We start from the raw sequence: 22092 nt of genomic DNA on the forward strand, positions 1-22092 counted from the left end.
AAAACTGCTTTGAGCCCTTCTGCTACTTCAAATCTTATCTCCCTAAAGAGATTCTTTCTTTAGATTTAGAAACTAAATTAAGCTCAGTTAACAGTTTTACAACAGCCTCATTTCCTTTGACTGCTGTGTTCCATTTTGACTTATTCTATTATTAAATACCACAAAGGGATCTTCTTCCCTTCCAGGAATTCATCTAATGTTCGAATATCATCTTCCTTGCCATATATATCATTGTAAAAATGGAATTTACGGTCTTCTCTACGGAAGGCTACATAATGTATATTGTTAAAATCTGTATAAAGAATAATACCTACTGCATTTTTCTTTGCCTGTAATCTTCGGGAAAGAAAAGCATATCTAAAATCATAATTTTGTTCTTCAAAGTACTTTTTAATCCCAAAAGGATTGGTACCAAACCGGCCGTCAAGAATCGTATATTTATTTAGATATTGAAGAACTTCCTCCACTTCTACTTTTTCACCTAATAACTTCATGACATTATAAGTGGCTATCCACCCACATCCGTTATAATCCGAGGTATATTTCCCATACGGGATTGTCTTTAGTTGGCTCTGATTAATAATTAACCCATCATTTGACAGTGTACTACATAATAGCATATGAACTCATCCTTCCAACACATTATACGGGACAAATTGATAGTTCAAAAACACCAATTCATACAAAATCTGCTTAAAAATATCTGTTTAAATAACCTTATATATATGGTCCCATTCTATTATATGCCAGAAGGTTAATATGAGGTATCAAAACAATATATTTACTGTAGCTAACAGAATAATAACCTAATATATATAAACGATACTATTCCCGTTATATCCCTAGATAAGGATAAAGATCAGCTTTACTATTAATCCGCATTTCCTATGTTCATTAAATGTATATTGTTTCCGAATTTAACCCCATACCATGGCGTATCACTATTTATATGAATAGTTTGATACCATGGATCATGAGTAGCCTCTTTCTTCAAGCGATTGTAATCAAATCCTGCTACTCCAAACCCAGCTATAGATATAAGAACCCCTGTCAGTATTAAAATTAAACTTAAAATTATACATTTTCTTTTAATGTTTTTTATTTTCATCCTACTATCACCTTCTTTTTAAATAATGCTGCCAGTTTTGCATTTAAATTTTTTGTTATGATAATAAGTCTCTTTGATAAGCCTAATGTGGCTAATCCTAATAATAATGAAATACCAATAGAAGCAATGCCTGTTCCTAACTGCATAATACCCATAGAAGCGTTTTTTAACATAACAAAAGGTGATCCAACAATTCCGATAATTGATGTTGTAAAAAATCCTATACTTAGGGCTCCTGTGGTAAAAGGAACGCACCAGATAATTACATATACAGAGAATACCATTAATACAAACGCAAGTAAAACACTTCCCCATAATGGAAACCCTATTATTGTTAATATATAGTTTAAGCCTCTAATGCCGGTAAAAGGTAAATTTATTTTAACACTGCCGTAATCAGCTAAAAGTTCCTCTGCAATTTTCTTTGGATCTCCGATTTTATCCACGGCATCCTCTTCGGTCATACCATTTTCAACATAATCAGATAGCATTTCGTCATAGAAGATAATAAACTTATTTTTTTCAGAATTATTCATATTTTGCAAACAAAATGATAGCTCATTTAAAAATTCTGCTTTATTCATAATTGCGTTCTCCTTTTATAAAATAATATATTTCCATTACTTGCTGCCACTCCTCCAGAAATTCTTTTATATAATCTTTACCTTTATTGGTAATCTTATAATACTTTCTTAATCGGCTATTATGCTCAACTGAATATGTTTCCAGATAAGAACTTGCTTCCAGCCTTTTCAATATCGGATATAAGGTGGATTCTGAAATCTCCACACAGGTTGATATATCTTTAATTATTTGATAACCATATGAATCTGATTTATTAAGAACGGCAAGAACACAAAACTCAAGCAGGCCTTTTTTTAATTGACTGTCCATATAATACCTCCCTATGTCATATACTATACATTGCATAGTATTATCAGTCAAGGATAATTTATAATTATTTTATTTTTGTTCTCAAATTTATGTTAAAGAATTAATAGAAATTGGCTGTCCTCAACGTTCTGCTAATACATAATATGCTTCTGATTTGAAATATTAAGTACATAAATATATAATTCCAGTGTAATGTTCTTATGACTCTTGTTATGTATTCTCCTTATTACATAAATAAAGTTGTAAGGAAAAAGCGATTAACTCCCTCAGAATCTATTTTGTCATGAATCTGGACTTACCAAACAAAATTATATAATTATAACTAGCAAATGAAACTTTTTTCACATTATTTTAGTATTGATAATTGAAAGGAGGTACCATGGAAGATTGTACAATCATTAAAAAACTCAAACAAAATAAAGAAAAGGCACTAGAGGCCTTAATGGACCGTTACACATCCTATGTTGTTTCCATCGTTGTAAAGATTGGAGGACACCTGCTGTCCGCTCAGGATGTGGAAGAAATCGCTTCCGATGTTTTTTTTGCAATATGGAAGAAACGTGAAAATCTAATCGAATCAGGCAGTTTAAAACCATATATTGCTCAGATTGCAAGAAATATGACAAAGACACGGCTGTATCAGACAAGAGAGGAAGAACCTTTGGAAGAAGACATTCTGGTCTTTGTATCTGAAAGCATGGATGAATTTCTTATTCGTAAGGAACAATTGCAGTTTCTTCAGGATACCATATCAGGGTTTACCTATCCTGATAAAGATATTCTAATTGCTTATTATTTTTGGAATTATAAATTAACTGAAATTGCCCAGCGGTTTGAATTGCCCCTTTCTACTATTAAGTCAAAACTTTACCGTGGCCGCAGTGAACTTATAAAAAGATTTGAAGAGGGAGGTTATCATTATGAAACATAATGTTGGTTTACATTCATTATTTAAAAAACTAAATATAGAAGATATACAGGCAGAAGACAGTTCTTCTTTGTCCAGTCAGGTCAATATGGAACGGATACATCAATTGACCATGGAAAAAGTACGAAAAGAGAAAAAAGAAGTAATATCTCCTTTCAAGAAACAATTATTTAAAGCAGCCATTGTTGCTTGTACCGTGGTATGTATTGGGGGCGGGACTGTATTCGCCGCAACTAATAAGACAGTACGTGAAACCATTAGCAGCCTGCTTGGTATTTCACAGTCAGAAATATTGATGGTGGGGGAAAGCATAAAAAGTAAGGATTACAAGCTCACTGTTCACGAGATTGTCTGTGATTCTTACACCGGAATGGTAAATATATCTGTGGAAGCTTTAAGCGCCAAAGCTAAGGAAACCTTTCTTAAAGATAATATCATTCATAAATTAGGCCACTTAGGCTCCGTAGGCTATGGTCTTAAAGAACTGGAAGAATTACAGAATGAATTTTCCAGATATTTTTCTTTTTCCTTTAATGTACATGATAAGAGACATCTGGATGATGGTCTAACCTTTTCTATGGAGGGTATCTCTAAAAAGATAAAGATACCAATTACCCAGACGATAGAATTATCAGAATTAGCTATTAAAGTACCGGAGGCAAAGGGTTACTCTGTATCCTATCAAAAGTTATCCTACTCTGAAATTGGCTTCACTCTTTTAGGTACCTTAGAAAATGAAGAATTCGATCCGGAAAATATTCTCATTACAATTGAATTTATGGATGGTCGTATTAGTAATTTCTATCACTTCTTTAAAGAGAAAGATGAAATCCAGTCCTTTAATGAAATTCCTGCTTCGGAATCTCAGGTTTCAAAAAATGGTTCGGAAACAAGTGTCACAAATGCTGCAACACCGTCAGAAAAAAATTTAGTAAATGACTTTGATGAGGAATGGTTCTCAGGTGGTGGTGGTTATTATGGTACTGAAAAAGTAATTACTACTTTCAGTTTTTCTCAAAAGATGGATTGGAGCTTGGTAAAATCAATTACCATCAATGGAATAACAATTTATTTAAATTAAAAGTATACCATTTCATACATTAAATATATATATCATTCCTGCTCCTCTTTCAGCCGTTACTAACCTTTAATAAACTCTATCGGAATCATACTTAAACTTCTCAGATAAAACAAATAGACATTTGTATGTTGCGCCCTTTATAACCGCCATAATACAAATGTCTGTTTATGTTTATTATACTTCATGGAAAGGAATTTTTTATTATTTCCTCTCCATATCTTACATTTCCAGTTAAGGTACTATAGTTTAATAGTTGATTTTAACTTTCTTTACTGTACTCCACTTGCCGTACTATAAAACATTTTTAACCTTGATTCTGGAACTGACTCATATACAGTTTTTCATAGAACCCTTTCTTTTCCATTAATTCGTCATGGGTTCCCTGTTCCATAATGGTTCCGTTATTCATTACAAGAATTAAATCCGCATTTCTAATAGTTGAAAGGCGGTGGGCAATAACAAAACTGGTTCTGCCCTTCATGATATTTTTCATAGCTGTCTGAAGCATTAACTCAAGTCTGGTATCCACTGAACTTGTGGCTTCATCAAGGATTAATATAGCTGGGTCCGCCAGGAACGCTCTCGCTATTGTTAATAGCTGTTTCTCACCCACTGATACGTTTGAGGATTCTTCATTTAATATCATATTATAGCCATCCGGCTGTGTTTTGATAAAATGATTTACATTTGCTGTTTTCGCAGCATTTACAATCTCTTGCTGGGTTGCATCCTCTTTCCCGTATTTTATATTATCGGCAATGGTTCCGTTGAATAACCAGGTATCCTGTAACACCATACCAAAAATGGAACGAAGATCATCCCGCTTCATATCCTTAATATTCACACCGTCAACCTTAATTGCCCCTTCATTTACGTCATAAAAACGCATTAAAAGATTGATAAGTGTGGTTTTTCCAGCACCGGTGGGGCCCACAATTGCTACCATTTGACCGCTTTTCACGTTAATATTCAGATGCTCAATCAGCATTTTATCTTTGTTGTAACCAAAAGATACATCTTCAAAGGTAACATTTCCTTTCAAATCCCCTATTTTTACAGGATTGTAAGCTTCCGGCGCTTCTTCTGCTTCTGATAGAAATTCAAATACTCGTCCCGCTGCTGCCATGGCAGATTGGATGGAGGCGGACAATTGTGTCACCTGCTCCAGCGGCTCATTTAACTGCCACATATATCGGATAAATGCCTGAAGCTGTCCTACCGTTATAGCACCTGTAATTGCAAATGTGGCACCTAATATGCAAACAGCTACAATGGCTATATAAGTAATTAAGGAAATTAACGGTGACATCAGCCCTGATATAAACTGTGCCTTAAATCCATTTTCACAAAGATTATTATTAATCTCCTTAAACTGTTCTATGGAGTCTTCTTGCTTCCCATATAGTTTAATTTCGGTGGATCCAGTGTATCTTTCCTGAATGTAACCATTTAAATTACCAAGTGCAACCTGTTGTTTTTTAAACATAGCGGAAGAACGTTTCATAATAAATTTCATAATCAAAGCGCTTCCCGGTATCAGTAAAACCGCTACAGCACCCATAATGGGGTTAATATAAAACATTAATACTATTGCTAAAATAATGGATAAGAAAGCACTTAGTATTCTAGATAAACTCTGCTGAAGAGCGTTTGACATGGTATCAATATCATTTGAGATGATGCTGAGAATATCTCCCACTGTACGTTTATCAAAATAGCTGATTGGAAGCTTTGCAATCTTCTTTTGCACATCATTTCTTAAATCACGCATTGTGTTTTGAATGCCATTTGTTAAAAAATATTGTGAACCATAATTACTAAGAACATTTCCGATATAAATAACAAGTAATAGCTTTAAGATTTTAATTATATAAGAAAAGCTGATGGCAGCCCCAGGAACTTTGTTTGCGATATCTAAAACATCATCCTTTAGTCTTGTTGTAATCAAGCCTTCCACCATTGGTGCCGCTGATAAGAAACCGGAGTATCCTATTGTAAGGAGAATAGCCACTATAAAAAATTTTAAATATGGCTTTATATATGGATATAATTTTCTCATTGCTCTAGTTCCTCCTTTGTTAATTGTGAATCTGCAATTTCATAATATACATTACATGACTTTAATAGTTCCTTATGAGTTCCCATACCAACCACTTCGCCCTCATTTAGTACTATTATTTTATCCGCATTCATGATTGTACTAATTCTTTGTGCAACAATGAATACAACGGATTCTTTTGTTTCTTCCTTAAGTGCGGTACGTAAAGCAGCATCTGTTTTATAGTCAAGGGCAGAAAAGCTGTCATCAAAAATGTAGATTTCAGGTTTTCTGACCAAAGCTCTCGCAATGGAAATCCGCTGTTTCTGACCTCCCGATACATTCTTTGCACCTTCACTTATAAATTCCTGTAATTTATTGGGCTTATTCTCAATAAACTCCTTTGCCTGAGCTACTTCTATTGCATGGTCTATTTCTTCCGGTGTAGCCTTGGGATTACCGAATTTAATATTTTCTTCTATGGTTCCTTTGAATAAAAATGCTTTTTGTGGGATAAAGCCAATTTTTTGACGGAGTGCCTTTAAGTCATAGTTACGTATATCCACACCATCAATTTTGATAGAACCCTCTGTCACATCATAAAATCTTGGAATTAAATTAATTAATGTACTCTTTCCGCTGCCTGTACTACCGATAAATGCTACAGTTTCACCTTTAACTACAGTAAATGATACATCCTTTAAAACCGGGAGCTCGCCATCGGGATACTGGAACGTAACATGGTCAAATTCTACCATACCTTTATTTTTAGCTGCGATGATCTCTGTAGGATTTCCCACTGATGATTCCTCATCTAGTAATTCCTGAATACGGTTTGCGGACACCTGGGCTCTGGGATACATTACAAACACCATGGAGAATAGCATAATAGAGAACATTGCATGAAACTGATACTCTAAGAATGCAACTAATTGCCCAACCTGTAAGGTACCTTTATCAATCATTACACTTGATATCCAAAACACTGCCATCATTGCAAGGTGTAATAAGAAGAAAAAGGCTGGCTGTGTAAATGACATGATTTTAAATAACTTCTTGGAATTAGAAGTATAGTTATCATTGGTTTCTGCAAAACGTTCTGCTTCATATTCACTTTTTCGAAAGGCTCTGATTACACGGACCCCTGTTAAATTTTCTCTTGAGATTCGATTCAGTCGGTCCATACCTTTTTGTTGCTTCTCGGAAAGAGGATTGGTTAATTTGGCAATGACAATAACACCCACTACTATAAATGGTAAGCTACCTCCGATAACCAAAGAGAGATTAATACTAGTTCTGATAGTCATAAAAACACTAATAAAAATCATTACCGGTGCTAAAAGTGCAGTTCTAAATAACATATTAGAGAACAACATTAACTGAAATGCATCATTTGTTGTTCGTGTAATCATGGAAGATACACCAAATTTATTATATTCCGTGTGGGAGAATTTCTGCGACTGAGCGAAAACATCATTTCTGATGTCACGGATCATATAGGTTGAAATTCTGGATGAAGCAAACGTTAATAAAATGGTACCTGCACCTCCAAGGATACAGACAATCAGCATGATTCCTCCCATTTTCTTAATATAAGCTATATCACCATTACCTATTCCGTTATCAATCATCCATGCCATAATCGTTGGAATTCCGAGCTGTACCGCTACGAAACTAAAGATTCCTATGATGTTTAACAGAATTAGTTTCGGATATCTTTTCAGATATTTTAACATTAATTTCATAACATAACTCCTTTATCTGTACTGAATAATTACATAAATAATTCAGCCACATTCCTTGACAGGATATGGCCGTTTGATTATTATAAACTATAAGGTTGTCTTATAGTCAAGAAGAAAACAATAGGATAAAATTTTTTACTAAATTGCTGGAACTGCAAACATAAAATCTGTAAAAATACAGCATAGAACCGAGGTAATTTTATGTCTGAAAATAAAAATGAATACTTAACAACTGGACAATTTGCAAAAATCTGTGGAATCCCTAAGCATATTTTATTTCATTATGATCAGATAAATCTTTTTCAACCTGAGATCACAAAAGAGAATGGCTACCGCTATTACTCCTTCCGGCAACTGGATACTTTTTCTATTATCTCTGCACTAAAAAGGCTAGGAATGCCACTAAAAGAAATTAAAAAGTACATGGATGAAAGAAACCCTGCAAAATTAGTAGACTTACTGGAACAAAAATCTGATGAAGTGGCTAAGGAAATTATAAAATTAAAAAACACGAAACGTGAGATAGATTCTCTTAAGAATTTAACAGAAAATGCCTTATCCGCAGAATACAACATCATTAAGCCTGCTTATCATAAAAGCATGAAAGCTATATGCAGTACTTTAATGGATAACGGCAATGACAATTCTTACTCCATTTTTGTAACAGAACTGATCGCATTCCGAAACAGCAGTAATGCAAGTATGATTGATTTTCTGGGAGCCTCACTTACCATTGATAATATCCGGGAAAAAAGATTCGACAGCTTTTCCTTCTTATATACGAAAACAAACAATACTGATAAGAAAAACAACACTCTGGTGCGAAAAGAAGGTTGGTATCTTCAGGTTTATTATAAGGGAAGTTACCGTAATATCAGTGAAATGTATACAAAGATTATACAGTATGCAAAAGAGCATCAGATAAAACTTGGGAAAAATGCTTATGAGGAATATCTTATATTCGAGATAGGTACAAAAAATAAAGACGATTATGTTACGTTGATCTTGGTTGAAATTGAAGGCGAACCATAGAAACATTAAAGAAACAGAGGCAGAAAGTATGGCAATATTCCAATTTCTGACTCTGTATTATTATAATTCTAAGCATAAAAATAGGTCTTCACAACTCTTCTTTACCTTCCACAGTGACATAAATAATCTCTAGATTTTTATAGGTATTCGGCTGATAGCACCGGAGAGCAGCCGAATCAGTACAACAATCAGCAATAGTGATATACAAAGCTGTGTGGTCTCAGGTAAGTGAAGCAGCATGGATGTGGCATTCATGATATGGAAGCAAGCAATGGCATATAATATTCCCAAAAAAGCGGTATGCAATTTTCCAAACCGAAAGCCGATAGCAGCCGTTGCAGCCATTTTTTTCTCCTGCTCAGTAAGCTGGCAGAAGAAAACAGCTTCTTTCTGATTACCAAGAATCCGCTGGGAAAGAAGTTCCCTGCCCTCCACAAAGCGATCTACTGCTTCCCAGTCTCCTGTTATTGCAGTTCCTTTTTGACGGAGAGCGTCACAATCATCATGGGCAAACACCTGTCCTTCATGCAAGATAACCATATCGCTGAATAATGTCTCCATCTCATTGATATAGTGTGTGGAGAATAGGATTAACTTCGGTTTCCTCATATAATCCTCCAGCAGCTCACTGATAAACAGTTTTCTCATTGCAGCATCCATGCCCAGATGGTCATCTCCATCACTCCAAATTAAATCATGTCATCACTTGACAACCTCTATTTTCATGCTATACTAAAACAGTCACAAATGCCCTAAAAACAAGGTCTATGGGCTATATAAACCGTGTGTTCGAGACCTTCCACACGTAAAACAAAACATTCAGAAGTGTTCTTTTATCTAGTTCTATCAGCCTTTATCATTCCCTTGGATGAAGGCTTTTTTAAGAATTTAGGCTTTATCACCTTTTATCTGATTTCATCTGAAAAATACCGAGTTGAGTCAGAAAATTGAGTCAAAAAAAGAGTGCTATCCACTTGAGCTAGCACTCTTCTTTTTATCGTTCCCTTAATCGGGTCTTTAACATACGTTCCTTTAATCAGGTCAAAATTATTAACGTACATACATATTATATGCAATTATACACAAAAAACGCTAACAATATAGCGTTTTTTAAAATTTTATCGTTTCCTTAATCGGATCTTTTTTATATACTTTTACCGTTCCCTCAATTGGGTCAAATTAATAATAACATATTTTATATATTTATGCAACACTTATTTTTATCTTTTTTCTTTACTATATTTCTCTGCAAAGTCACTAAATTCACAAATATTATGTAATATTATCAATTAATGCTTTTGCATTGTTTATTTTGTCTTGATTATTGGAAAATAATGCTTTTACTATTTCCTTTCTCCTTTTATAACGATTTTCCTTATAGTATATATGTTCTGTATACAATGATTTATGTTGAGCAGAGTCAAATTTATCTTTGTCAATTTTTTTTGCTTTCACATTATACTCTATGGTATTACAACTATATTTAATTATAGCATTGTTATCATCTGTCACAGTAAACGAATAATCATATATTAATCTATATCCATGAAGTAATTCTACTGTATTATAATCCAATATCCAATTTGCATTTATCTCTTGAATGTAATCGCATAAACACTTGCCTTCATTTAACAAAAACAACTTTATGCCATCATTTATTCTTATTATCTGTAAGTCGCTTAATACAACTTTCAAATTATTTCCTTGGCGATCTGCTATATTATTTCCACTTGATGTATTAATCTGAAACCATGGTGATATCCTTTTTCGTGATACTTCTCTTATCTTGCCCAGATGAACCCAGCTTTCTTTTATATCCAAACAATCTCTAGAAGTAACAAAGTTTTCTATTTTTCCTATTGTAAATGTCTTCATTGACTCTAACTTAGGTTGGCTAGTCATAGGAATTACAATAATGCTCTCATCATTAGGTGGTGCACTCCACACAATAGCAAAGTGAGTATCATTATATTCTGTTCCTAATCCTGTAAATTCACAACTAACTATATTACCTCTTTTTAATTGAGGTAAATATGCATTATTTGTTCCTCTTTCAACCTTCACTGAACTTAATTGTGTAACTCTAATAACATTATCAAGTATCATTTTATTCATATTTTCTCTGCTACCCATTATTCACTCCTCTACTGCATGTCAGTACATTTTCATATGTCTGCTTTATTTTTGGAGAGTCAAAAGTTCAATACCAATTAACACTTTAAATTGAAAATAACTTTTACCTCTCCAGTACTAATGCATATCAAATTATTATTTCCTCGTATTAGTGCTAATTGCTTTATTTATCAGCATAACTATTTCTTACTTTCTCAATTCCAGTACGACCGTGAGGATTAGTACCATATCCATCAATAATATCGGCATCGTAATTACCTATAATTGGCTTAAGTCGTGTGTTGTACCAATCCGTTATACTAGTATTTACTGCTGCCTTTCTGTCGTAATTATATTCATCAAATAAAGTTTCTTTCGAGCATCTTATTACGACCTTAATCTCTTCTTTTTCAAAAATTTGCCTTTCTAAATCAGTTGCAGATACTTTACCCATTTTATAAGCCCTTTCTATTACTATTTATTAATACGTATTTAATATAATGTTAATACGACTTTATATTAAGCTTATTATTGTGTTTTGTCAACGCTTTTTAAATATAATTTTTATTGAAATCAGGACCACCAGTGTGAACTGGTGGTTTGCTCTGTCCCTGTAAAGGACTATTGCCGGCATGAACCTCAAAGGTCCTTCGAAAGTAAAGGCCTCAACCGTACCTAAATTGAGTCAAAAGTTGAGTTAACGCTTGACAACCCCCATTTTCATGCTATACTAAAACAGTCACAAATGCCCTAAAAACAAGGTCTTTGGGCGATATTAAACCGTGTGTTCGAGACCTTCCACACGTAAAACAAAACTAAAGGAGAATTTTATATGAGAAGCAAGAAAATTTTATTTATGACGGAAGCTGCTATTATTGCAGCTATTTATGTTGTATTAGTTTTTGCATTTGCACCAATTAGCTTTCCTGCCATACAGGCAAGAATTGCAGAGGCACTAACTATACTTCCTTTCTTTACTCCTGCTGCCATTCCGGGAGTTACCATTGGTTGTCTGTTATCTAATCTTTTGATTGGCGCAGATATTCTGGATGTCATCTTTGGTACTCTTGCAACCTTACTTGGCACTATGGGTTCCTACCTATTAAGAAAGAACAAGTTCTTAGTTCCCCTTCCACCCATTATTGCCAATGCCCTAATTATACCATGGGTCCTGCGTTACGCTTATGGTGCACCTGAGGCAATCCCATTTCTAATGCTTACGGTAGGCATTGGAGAAATTATTGCTTGTGGTATATTAGGTACGTTTTTATTGCTTGCATTAGATAAATATAAACATATTATCTTTCATTATAATAAAGAATAACTGTTAAACCTGTTGCAAATGCCATTTTGTAGCCTCTTACCTAAAGGAATCTCCTTATGAAGACGGTTTTTTCTAAAACTACAGAACTACATGTTTGCATTTTGACAGATACAGGGACAGAAACAAGATATAGCATATTTAATAATAATTAAAAATAAGGTCGATTTATATGGACTTCCATAATTATGGAAGTCTTTTTAATATTAATATAATCTTAATATTTCCACCTATGGTTCTTACTTGATATCAATTGGAATAAATGGTAAACTGTTTTTATAAATTTTATTTTCTTTTCTGCTATTAAAAGGCACTAAAGTGCCAGAATCGAGGTTTATTATGTCCAAGATATCCAAAGAACGTAAAGTAACTTATTATATTGGAATGGGATTAATGATAATAGGCTTTCTACTATTTATCTCTGTGTTCTTTCAAGTTGCAAGCTTTACAAATGATCCCTTCTCTATGACAAACACAGAACCTTCCTTTTCCAACGCTATATTCGGTTTTATTCTTATTGCTATTGGCGGTATTGTCTCTAATGTTGGAGCGAAGGGTGCTGCCGGTTCCGGCATGATTCTGGATCCGGATCAGGCCAGAGAGGATCTGAAACCATTTAATGAAGCAAAAGGCCAAATGTTAAATGATGTGATTAGTAACATAGATGTAGCGAACAATTTGGCTAAACCGGCAGAGGAAAAAGAAGTTATAAAAATAAAATGCAGAAGCTGCGGAACACTTAATGAAGAAGATGCGAAGTTCTGTAAGGACTGCGGAGAAACTTTGTAACTGTATATCTATAATTCTAATAAAATTTTATCAATAATGTGCTATACAAATTATTATTTAGTTTTTTCTAATTCCTTTATATAAGACTTAGCAATTAATTAAAGTAATACAAAAAGTAGACAAGTGAAATTAAAACATTGCCTACTTTTTATTTTATTACTTCCGGTAATCTATTAATATTAGGATGTAAACTCACCTTCCGGGCAATTATCTAAATCTCTTATATTTCAAGAGATAGGTTATTTATAAGTTTCGATGCTTCTCTAAGAAATATTTATGGAGGTGATTACATGTCTAAATATGAAAAATTTGTACGTGATCGTATAACACAGCTTAGGCTACGGAAAGGAATATCCGAATATCAATTAAGTTATGATTTAGGACATAGCAGAGGGTATATTTACAATATTACTTCAGGAAAATCCCTTCCCCCCCTTAACAGAGCTTTTTGCGATTTGCGAATATTTCAATATTACTCCGGTAGAGTTTTTTGATGATAAACTTTCCACTCCTGAACTTGTTCATAAAGCAGTGGAAGGATTAAAAGAATTGGATGACAATGATGTCTTGATGATACTAAACCATATTAACCGTCTAAGAAGGAAATAAGTAACAGCCACTTGCCAAATTTAACAGCAAGTGGCTTTTTATTTTCATGGAAGTTTCTGATTTTCTTTAATTTCACCCTGTGATAAATCTAACTTATGTAATTAAGCAAGATTAATTTATTCTAAAATTGTTTGTAAATACAATAAACTGCCATTCTTAAGCACAAAATCCCGTTGTACTCTACCAATGACAGTTTATTCATTATATAACCTATTATAAAATTGTTTATAAGAACCCTAAATACCTATTCTATTCCAGATACTACAACTCACAGTTATTAACCGTACGTGGGAACGGTATCACGTCTCTGATATTGCCCATTCCGGTTAAGTACATTACACAGCGTTCAAAGCCAAGTCCAAAGCCTGCATGCCTTGTAGAACCAAACTTTCTTAAATCAAGATAGAAGTCATAATCTTCTTTATCTAATCCAAGCTCTTCCATTCTCTGAACCAGCTTATCATAATCATCTTCTCTTTGGCTTCCGCCGATAATTTCACCAATTCCCGGAACTAATAAGTCCATAGCTGCTACGGTCTTATTATCTTCATTTAATTTCATATAGAATGCTTTGATGTCCTTTGGATAATCCGTTACAAACACCGGTTTCTTAAATACTTCTTCTGTTAAGTATCTTTCATGCTCGGTTTGTAAATCGCAGCCCCAGCTTACTTTATAATCAAATTTATCATTATTCTTCACTAAAATATCAATTGCTTCTGTATAAGTAACATGTCCAAATTCAGAATTTGCTACATGCTCTAATCTTTCCAGTAAGCCTTTATCAATAAAGGAATTAAAGAAATTCATTTCCTCTGGTGCATTCTCTAATACATAACGGATAATATATTTAATCATGTTTTCAGCTAAAACCATGTCATCCTTTAAATCAGCAAATGCAATCTCTGGCTCAATCATCCAGAATTCAGCCGCATGACGGGTGGTATTAGAATTCTCTGCACGGAAAGTAGGTCCAAAAGTATAGATGTTGCGGAAAGCCATAGCATATGTTTCTCCATTTAGCTGGCCGCTTACTGTTAAATTGGTTGGTTTTCCAAAGAAATCTTCTGCATAATCCACTTTTCCATCTTCAGTTAGGGGAACATTGTTTAAGTCCAAAGTAGTAACCTGGAACATCTCTCCTGCTCCCTCAGCATCACTTCCAGTAATAATTGGAGTGTGTACATATACAAAGTCTCTTTCCTGGAAAAACTTATGAATCGCATAAGCAATCAAGGAGCGAACACGAAATACTGCTTGGAACGTGTTTGTTCTGGGTCTTAGATGAGAGATGCTTCTTAAATACTCTAAGGTATGTCTTTTCTTTTGTAATGGATATTCTGATGGGGAATTTCCTTCAACCTGAATATCTGTTGCCTGAATTTCAAAAGGTTGTTTTGCTTCCGGTGTTGCAACTAACTCTCCTTCAATAATAAGAGCAGAACCAACATTTATTTTTGCAATCTCAGCAAAGTTGGATAATTTGTCACCATATACAATCTGTAATGTTTCAAAAAATGTTCCATCATTTAATACGATAAAGCCGAAAGTCTTAGAATCTCTATTACTTCTAACCCATCCTCCAACAGTTATCTTTTTTCCAATATACTGCTCTTTATTTCTATACAGTTCTCGAATTGTGATTAGATCCATGTGTTTGACTCCTTTGTCTTAATATTTCCTGTAATTTCTTTTTTATTATATCATGAACATAAACTTATTTCATGATCTTCCCACTCCACTGGGAATTTCAAACATGCTGAAATTCCTCATTCCGTTTTTATTATTATATCATATGATTTTCTGATTACAACTAAAAGTTCTGAATATTATTTCGTTAATTCTCCGTTTTTATATTACTATTCATTATGATACCAACTATTTATTCTATTCATTTTCATAAAATATTAGCCACTTCATTGTTATTAAAAACCGGTGTAATTCTCTAGTTTTTCCCATCCCCATACTATTTATATGGTCTATTTCTGTAAACATAATCATTCATACGTAAAATATCGCTGTTTCTTCCGGACCGCTAAAAAATCATTTTTCTTATATTTCTAAAATAAAAATCTAAAAAAATTTAGATTGTCTATATTCTTTATGAACTTAACTTCATTAATACATCTATTATTTTCTTTTTTGTTTTATCACTGGCTGATCCCGTCTGAGAATTTTGCATAGAATGGCATAGATAGAAAGCATTTAAGCAGCCTTATTATTTACCATACTTTTATCCCTAATATCTTTGACACCACTATAATAACATGATAAAATAAAATTATAATTTGTTAATCTAATAACAATGTTTTGGGAGGATTTCTATATGATAATTACAGTATGTATTGGCAGCTCCTGTCATTTAAAGGGTTCAAGAGAAATTGTAAAAACACTTGAAAGCCTTATTTCATTACATAACTTAAAGAATAAAGTAGAGTTGAACGGTTCTTTTTGTATGGAGAATTGTCTGAAGGGTGTTTGTGTTAAAATTAACGAAGATGTGTTTTCTTTAGAACCCAAAAATACAGAACAATTTTTTAAGGAGGAAGTCCTTAGGAGGCTAAGTAATGAATGTAATCAGCTTTAAAGAAGCAAAGTGCAAGAATTGCTATAAATGTGTCAGGACCTGTGAAGTAAAAGCAATTACCGTCACCAACTCTCAAGCCCAAATTATGGATGATAAATGTATTCTATGTGGTCTATGTCTGGAAGCCTGTCCCCAAAATGCCAAAACATTTAATAGCGATTTAAATAAAGTGAAAGGGTACCTAAGAGATAATATTCCTACTATTGTCTCCATTGCTCCCTCTTACCTTGGTGTGTTAAAATACAAAACTCCAGGGCAAGTAATTACTGCACTATTAAAGCTTGGCTTTTGGAAGGTATTTGAAACCGCAGAAGGTGCTGCATTTGTAACAAAAGAGTATGAGAAATTGTTAGAGGCCGGTACTATGGATAATATCATAACTACCTGTTGTCCAAGTGTTAATGATTTAATTGAAATATATTATCCTACCCTTACTAAATATATGGCACCTGTTGTATCGCCTATGATTGCCCATGGTAAAATTCTTCGTAAGAAATATGGAAAAGATGCAAAAATCGTATTCTTAGGTCCTTGTATTGCCAAAAAGAGGGAAGCCGAATGTGACCACAGAACCCGAGGTTATATTGATGCGGTTCTTAATTTCATTGAATTGGAACAATGGTTAAAGGAAGAGCAGATTAACATTTCAGATTTGGAAGATACTCCTCCCGAGAATCCGGATCCTATGGTAAATCGATTATATCCTGTTAGCAGCGGTATTATTTCTTCTGTTATTGCATCCCAGGTCCCAAGCAAATACCGTAAATTTTATGTTCATGGAATTAAAAATTGTATGGAATTGTTGGACAGCATGGAAAAAGAAGAAGTAACCGGTAGTTTTATTGAAGCAAATATATGTACCGGGGGCTGCATCAAAGGTTCTGCTCTGAATAAAGAAGGCTTGTCACGGTTTAAAGTAAAGCTGGATATGGAAGAAACCATTCCGAAACTTCCTGTAGATAACAAAGATTTCTTTGAAAGAGGAAATAACATTTCTTTTTTTAAACCTTTTTCCGACCATTCCCACAACGACCCTATGCCTACGGAGGAAGAAATAACTCAGATCTTACAGAAAATAGGCAAGATAAAACCGGAAGATGAATTAAATTGTGGTGCATGCGGTTATTCCAGCTGCCGGGAAAAAGCCATAGCTGTACATCAGGGAAAAGCAGAACTGACTATGTGTATTCCTTATATGCACGAAAAGGCCCAGTCCATGGCCAATATTGTTTTGGAAACCACACCCAATATTATTATATTAGTAGATTCTGATATGAAGATTCTTGAATTTAGCGGTACCGCAGAAAGTTATTTTCATATGTCCAGAGCAAAAGCTGTGGAAAAATATCTTTATGAATTAATTGACCATACAGATTTTGAAAAAGTACTTAATACCCATGAGCCTATTACAGGTAAAAAACTGGAATACCCGGACCTTGGTATTATTACTCTCCAAACTATTGTTTATGTAAGTGAGCAAAATGCTGTTTTGGGTATTATACAGGATATAACCAAGGAAGAAGAACAGAAGAAACAATCTTATAAAGTAAAAGTAGATACCATTGAAATGGCTCAAAAGGTTATTAACAAGCAAATGCTGGTTGCCCAGCAAATTGCCGGCTTATTAGGGGAAACTACTGCAGAAACCAAAGTTACCCTGACTAAACTAAGAGATACCATCTTAAATGACGGCATGGAAGAGCTTTCCAAAAAATGTTAAATACGCCATTGCAAAAGTAAATTCCACTGTCAGGTGGCTGGTAAGTGGAATTTACTTTTTTAATCTTTGAAATTATTCAGAAATTATCTCTATACCATTAAAATAAAGCTATAAACTTTATGATACATTAAACTCAATATTATTTTTATTTACAAATTTCCCTGTATTTTTCAATGACATCCTTTTTTATATCTATATGTTTACTATTATCCAAACTATCAGGCGTTAGTTTATTATAATCTTCTTCCGTATCATATGTTACATAATTTGCATGAATATCAATTACTTTTATAGAATTATAAACATTATAATAATATAACCCGCCAGATATTATTAAAGTTAATAAACAAGTACTTATAAAATAAATTAATTTTTTCTTCTTCATATAGACCCCTTCTATAATATTTTTTGCAGTTTTCTGTTCAGTTGTCATGTTATATGCGATCCATTTGATTTACAATTATAAGTCCAATCCTCATTTGCTTCTGCTGCTATCAAATCCTAAAGCTTTTTAAACATTTATAATCCTGCTATACAACTATGATATCATATATAATATCACAATTTGGTACTAATATATCATAGACTACACCATTTCCTTCCATGTTTCTGCTAATTTAATTTTATCACATCGAAAACAATAAGAGTGTATGTACTATAAGTAATAGAAATCGGATATATCAAGTTTGATGTATGAAGAAGGGTATGAAGGTGTCATTTGTTAAAACTATATTATCTTGCTATTTTAAAAAAATTTAACTACCTATTACATTGATAAAGCTTCCAACATCAGAAAACTTTCAGGAGAAAAACTGATTTAGTATGTGCTATTTACAAGGTTTCGAAATGTAGTAGAATTTATTCATGTTTAATTTGCAAAGTATATAGATTAATTGAAAATAGGTTTGGCCTCGAATCATATTATAAACTTATAATTAAATTTCTAAATTAGTTTTGTCTTACTGCATAAAATATGATATAATGCAACCGTTGAAAATTGAAAATAAAGTCGAAAGGTGTATATAAGCAGCTTGCCATATGCAAAAAGGTATAAATCATGAATGTAAGTATTGACACTTCTTATAAAAGTCTTAATAAACATCATGAAGAACTATGCGGTGATAAAGTTGAACTATTAAAAACGGCTGATTCCCATATATTGATTCTTTCTGATGGAATGGGCAGCGGCGTAAAAGCCAATATACTAGCCACACTGACTTCCAAAATATTAGGAACCATGTTTCTAAATGGAGCTTCCATTGATGAGTGTGTAGAGACTATAGTAAAAACTTTACCCGTCTGTCAGGAGAGACAAATCGCTTATTCTACTTTTAGTATATTGCAGATATTCCACAACGGAGAAGGTTATCTGGTGGAGTTTGACAACCCCAGTTGTGTTTTTATCAGAGAAGGTCAGCTCTTAAAGATACCTTATGCCGAAAGAACCATCGAGCACAAAACAGTTCGGGAATATCGTTTTAAGGTTCAATTAAATGACTGTTTTATTTTATTGAGCGATGGTGTTATCCATGCCGGTGTAGGTCAGGTATTAAATTTCGGATGGACATGGGAGAGCATGGCTGAATATGCCCTAAAAACCGTCAAATCAACGTTGTCTGCTTCCAGGCTTGCAACTACATTGATAAAGGCCTGTAAAGATCTATACAATGATATACCTGGGGATGACACCACTGTGGCTGTGGCAAGAGTCATAGAAACAAAAGTAATCAATCTATTTACCGGCCCTCCGGCCAATAAAAAAGATGATGCCCGGTTAGTCCGGGATTTTATGGAAGTCCCTGCAAAGAGAATTATTTGCGGAGGTACCAGTGCTAATATAGCAGCTAGAGTTCTAAACACAAAAATCAAGACCTCATTAATATACACCGACCCTTCCCTTCCTCCCGTTGCGACAATGGATGGAATAGAATTAGTTACAGAAGGTGTCCTGACCTTGTCCAGAGCTTTGGCACTAATGAAATATTATGTGGAAGGTGAAATCAATGAGGTGTTTTTCGATGAATTAGATAAAGAAAATGGAGGCTCTATGATTGCAAAACAGATTATAGAAGATTGCTCTATTTTAAACTTGTTTGTAGGAAAAGCCGTGAATGAGGCACATCAAAATCCGGGACTTCCTTTCAATCTAAGTATACGAATGAACTTAGTAGAACAAATTAAAGAAGCAGCATTAAAAATGGGTAAAGAAGTACATATAAAGTTCTATTAACTAATTACAAAACATGTACATCCATATTACATGTATTTATTGTATTGACTTCCTGCCCACTGTACAAGATAAGGAGATATTTTATGTTAGGAGAAAATTCAAACATCGGTACCATAAAACACGAAGTATTATTTGAAGTAGCAAAACTTGCTTTTCGTGATGAATTAGAAGAAAAAAAGGAATCACTTCCATATGATATGATACCAGGGCCTCAAGCGAATTTTCGTTGTTGTATTTATAAAGAAAGAGAAATAATCAGACAGAGAATACGTTTAGCAGAAGGAAAATCCCCATCTGTGGGATCTGATAAGAAAAATATTGTACAAGTAATTCCTTCTGCTTGTGAAGGCTGTCCAATTGCAAGATTTGTGGTAACAGATAACTGCCAGAAATGTATGAGTAAGAAGTGTCAGGGTGCATGTAATTTCGGAGCAGTATCCATGTCTAAAGACAGAGCCTACATAGACCCAAGTCTTTGTAAAGAATGCGGCAAATGTTCTCAAGCCTGTCCATATAATGCAATTGCGGACCTTATGCGTCCTTGTAAGAGAAGCTGCCCGGTAGATGCCATTACTATGGATGAAAATAACATTGTAGTAATTAATGAGGAAAAATGTATTAACTGCGGAGCTTGTATCATAAACTGTCCATTTGGTGCTATTTCCGACCGTTCTTTTATAGTAGATGTTATTAATCTGTTGAAGCAAAAGGATAAACATGTTTATGCCATGTTAGCTCCTGCCTGGGAAGGCCAGTTCGGAAGCCATGTTTCAGTAGGAAGTATGGCAGCTGCCATCAGAGAATTAGGTTTTACTGAAATGTATGAAGTTGCTTTAGGTGCTGACTATACTGCTTCTACAGAGGCAGAAGAATGGTCCGATGCCTATAACGAAGGTAAGAAAATGACTACTTCCTGCTGTCCTGCCTTTGTTAAAATGATCCGCCAACATTTTCCCGGGTTGACAGATAATATATCAACCACTTTATCTCCTATGGCTGCAACAGCAAAGTTAATTAAAGCTATGGATCCGGAAGCGATCTGTGTATTTATCGGACCATGTATTGCCAAAAAGGAGGAAGTACTTGATTCCATATCTCTTAATGCGGCAGATTATGCTTTAACTTTAGATGAACTGGTAGCTATGTTCAGAGCAAAAGATATTGAACCAAAATCTTTCAACGGATATGTGCAGCAAGGAAGTATATACGGAAAGAAATTCTGTATCTCCGGTGGAGTTACCGCCTCCGTAGTACAATCTCTGAAAGAATCCAACGGAAATACCAGTATTACCGTTAAAGTATGTAATGGTGCCGCAGAATGCAAGAAAGCTTTAATGTTATTGAGAGCCGGAAAACTTCCGGAAGATTTCATGGAAGGAATGGCATGTGAAGGCGGATGTTCCAATGGACCGGGAAGTATTTTAACCGGCAGAGCCGCTAATATAAACCGCGAAAAATTATTTGCTCAGGCAGATAACCGTGATATTCATGAAAACCTGAGAGAGTATGAGGAATATGAATTCTCTATGCATAGACATTAAATATTGCTTATTAATGTACGTACGCTCAATGTCGTCAACTTAAGGACACTACCGTCATATTGTATATTTATTTATAGGTGTTTTGGTTAAAATGCGAATTGACAAACAAATGTTCCCTCCAAAATTTTATTAGATACATTTTATCTATTAAATTTTGGAGGGATTTTTATGTCTATTCGTAATAACTTAAAGGATTTTTTTCAAGAAATGAATACTCTTCTTACTTCTAATGAGTTTATTGAACAACACAGAGTAAACAACTCAGCATTTTCAAGAACGAGGAAGTTAGCCTTTACAGATATTATTCACTTTCTTTTAACACTTCCTCAAAAATCATTGTCCGTATCTTTGGGAGAG

At 34.0% G+C, this 22092-nt stretch carries 22 protein-coding genes; 11 read left to right on the forward strand and 11 right to left on the reverse strand.

Translation table 11 applies throughout. The annotated features are described in order from the left end of the window. Window positions 1-140 precede the first annotated feature (140 nt). The 4 genes from BM183_RS13980 to BM183_RS13995 all read right to left on the reverse strand — a co-directional run bounded on the left by BM183_RS13980 (window position 141) and on the right by BM183_RS13995 (window position 2002). Window positions 141-620, reverse strand: coding sequence for a hypothetical protein (locus BM183_RS13980; RefSeq protein ID WP_091687496.1), 480 nt, complete (start codon window positions 618-620; stop codon window positions 141-143). Window positions 621-871: 251 nt separating this feature from the next. Next, window positions 872-1108: a hypothetical protein gene (locus BM183_RS13985; protein WP_091687497.1), complete on the reverse strand. Its 237-nt coding sequence runs from the start codon at window positions 1106-1108 to the stop codon at window positions 872-874. Next, complete coding sequence (locus BM183_RS13990; protein ID WP_091687498.1) at window positions 1105-1692, reverse strand: DUF1700 domain-containing protein; 588 nt, start codon at window positions 1690-1692, stop codon at window positions 1105-1107. Before BM183_RS13990 ends, BM183_RS13985 begins: the two co-directional genes overlap by 4 nt. After that, the gene (locus BM183_RS13995) at window positions 1685-2002 is read right to left on the reverse strand and encodes a PadR family transcriptional regulator (RefSeq protein ID WP_091687499.1); all 318 of its coding nucleotides are present in this window, start codon (window positions 2000-2002) and stop codon (window positions 1685-1687) included. Before BM183_RS13995 ends, BM183_RS13990 begins: the two co-directional genes overlap by 8 nt. 379 nt (window positions 2003-2381) lie before the next feature. Here BM183_RS13995 and BM183_RS14000 point away from each other — a divergent pair, with 379 nt between their 5' ends. After that, window positions 2382-2933 carry an RNA polymerase sigma factor gene (locus BM183_RS14000; RefSeq protein ID WP_091687500.1) on the forward strand — a complete coding sequence of 184 codons (552 nt, stop codon included), beginning with the start codon at window positions 2382-2384 and terminating at the stop codon, window positions 2931-2933. Continuing rightward, window positions 2923-4011: a DUF4179 domain-containing protein gene (locus BM183_RS14005; RefSeq protein WP_091687501.1), complete on the forward strand. Its 1089-nt coding sequence runs from the start codon at window positions 2923-2925 to the stop codon at window positions 4009-4011. Before BM183_RS14000 ends, BM183_RS14005 begins: the two co-directional genes overlap by 11 nt. Before the next feature lie 304 nt (window positions 4012-4315). On the opposite strand, the gene BM183_RS14010 is transcribed toward BM183_RS14005, so the two are convergent. Together BM183_RS14010 and BM183_RS14015 are read right to left on the reverse strand one after the other, a co-directional pair. After that, complete coding sequence (locus tag BM183_RS14010) at window positions 4316-6070, reverse strand: ABC transporter ATP-binding protein (protein ID WP_091687502.1); 1755 nt, start codon at window positions 6068-6070, stop codon at window positions 4316-4318. Continuing rightward, window positions 6067-7794, reverse strand: coding sequence for an ABC transporter ATP-binding protein (locus BM183_RS14015; protein ID WP_091687503.1), 1728 nt, complete (start codon window positions 7792-7794; stop codon window positions 6067-6069). The genes BM183_RS14010 and BM183_RS14015 overlap by 4 nt, the downstream gene beginning before the upstream one ends. Window positions 7795-7995: 201 nt before the next feature. On the opposite strand from BM183_RS14015, the gene BM183_RS14020 reads away from it, so the two are divergent. Then, complete coding sequence (locus tag BM183_RS14020; RefSeq protein ID WP_091687504.1) at window positions 7996-8826, forward strand: MerR family transcriptional regulator; 831 nt, start codon at window positions 7996-7998, stop codon at window positions 8824-8826. Window positions 8827-8955: 129 nt separating this feature from the next. Here the strand turns inward: BM183_RS14020 and BM183_RS14025 are convergent, their stop codons facing one another. The 3 genes from BM183_RS14025 to BM183_RS14035 form a co-directional block, all read right to left on the reverse strand. Beyond that, the gene (locus BM183_RS14025; protein WP_139221530.1) at window positions 8956-9474 is read right to left on the reverse strand and encodes a hypothetical protein; all 519 of its coding nucleotides are present in this window, start codon (window positions 9472-9474) and stop codon (window positions 8956-8958) included. Window positions 9475-10098: 624 nt separating this feature from the next. Then, entirely contained in the window at window positions 10099-10959 is an 861-nt protein-coding gene (locus BM183_RS14030; protein ID WP_091687506.1) for a type II toxin-antitoxin system PemK/MazF family toxin, read from the reverse strand. A 163-nt stretch (window positions 10960-11122) separates the two neighbouring features. Next, the gene (locus BM183_RS14035) at window positions 11123-11392 is read right to left on the reverse strand and encodes a hypothetical protein (protein WP_091687507.1); all 270 of its coding nucleotides are present in this window, start codon (window positions 11390-11392) and stop codon (window positions 11123-11125) included. Between the two features lie 378 nt (window positions 11393-11770). Between BM183_RS14035 and BM183_RS14040 the strand changes: the two genes are divergently transcribed. The 3 genes from BM183_RS14040 (at window position 11771) to BM183_RS21405 (ending at window position 13542) form a co-directional block, all read left to right on the forward strand. After that, a complete protein-coding gene (locus BM183_RS14040) occupies window positions 11771-12262 on the forward strand; it encodes a QueT transporter family protein (RefSeq protein ID WP_091687508.1) in 492 nt (163 codons plus the stop codon). 336 nt (window positions 12263-12598) lie between these two features. Then, entirely contained in the window at window positions 12599-13048 is a 450-nt protein-coding gene (locus BM183_RS14045; protein ID WP_091687509.1) for a hypothetical protein, read from the forward strand. A 290-nt stretch (window positions 13049-13338) separates the two neighbouring features. After that, the gene (locus BM183_RS21405) at window positions 13339-13542 is read left to right on the forward strand and encodes a helix-turn-helix domain-containing protein (RefSeq protein WP_316284875.1); all 204 of its coding nucleotides are present in this window, start codon (window positions 13339-13341) and stop codon (window positions 13540-13542) included. A 376-nt stretch (window positions 13543-13918) separates the two neighbouring features. On the opposite strand, the gene asnS is transcribed toward BM183_RS21405, so the two are convergent. Next, a complete protein-coding gene (asnS, locus tag BM183_RS14055) occupies window positions 13919-15310 on the reverse strand; it encodes an asparagine--tRNA ligase (RefSeq protein ID WP_091687510.1) in 1392 nt (463 codons plus the stop codon). Window positions 15311-15983: 673 nt separating this feature from the next. On the opposite strand from asnS, the gene BM183_RS14060 reads away from it, so the two are divergent. Continuing rightward, complete coding sequence (locus BM183_RS14060; protein WP_091687511.1) at window positions 15984-16244, forward strand: (2Fe-2S) ferredoxin domain-containing protein; 261 nt, start codon at window positions 15984-15986, stop codon at window positions 16242-16244. Then, window positions 16225-17964: a [Fe-Fe] hydrogenase large subunit C-terminal domain-containing protein gene (locus tag BM183_RS14065; RefSeq protein WP_091687512.1), complete on the forward strand. Its 1740-nt coding sequence runs from the start codon at window positions 16225-16227 to the stop codon at window positions 17962-17964. The genes BM183_RS14060 and BM183_RS14065 overlap by 20 nt, the downstream gene beginning before the upstream one ends. A 145-nt stretch (window positions 17965-18109) precedes the next feature. Here the strand turns inward: BM183_RS14065 and BM183_RS14070 are convergent, their stop codons facing one another. Next, complete coding sequence (locus BM183_RS14070; RefSeq protein ID WP_139221531.1) at window positions 18110-18349, reverse strand: hypothetical protein; 240 nt, start codon at window positions 18347-18349, stop codon at window positions 18110-18112. 672 nt (window positions 18350-19021) lie between these two features. Between BM183_RS14070 and BM183_RS14075 the strand changes: the two genes are divergently transcribed. The 3 genes from BM183_RS14075 to BM183_RS14085 all read left to right on the forward strand — a co-directional run. Then, the gene (locus BM183_RS14075) at window positions 19022-20194 is read left to right on the forward strand and encodes a SpoIIE family protein phosphatase (RefSeq protein WP_091687514.1); all 1173 of its coding nucleotides are present in this window, start codon (window positions 19022-19024) and stop codon (window positions 20192-20194) included. A gap of 83 nt (window positions 20195-20277) precedes the next feature. Further along, complete coding sequence (locus BM183_RS14080; RefSeq protein ID WP_091687515.1) at window positions 20278-21735, forward strand: 4Fe-4S dicluster domain-containing protein; 1458 nt, start codon at window positions 20278-20280, stop codon at window positions 21733-21735. Between the two features lie 168 nt (window positions 21736-21903). Beyond that, the coding region (locus tag BM183_RS14085; protein WP_207650140.1) for a hypothetical protein at window positions 21904-22092 on the forward strand (189 nt) is incomplete at its 3' end.

The sequence above is a fragment of the Anaerocolumna aminovalerica genome (assembly GCF_900115365.1).
GTDB classification, from domain to species: Bacteria; Bacillota; Clostridia; order Lachnospirales; family Lachnospiraceae; genus Anaerocolumna; species Anaerocolumna aminovalerica.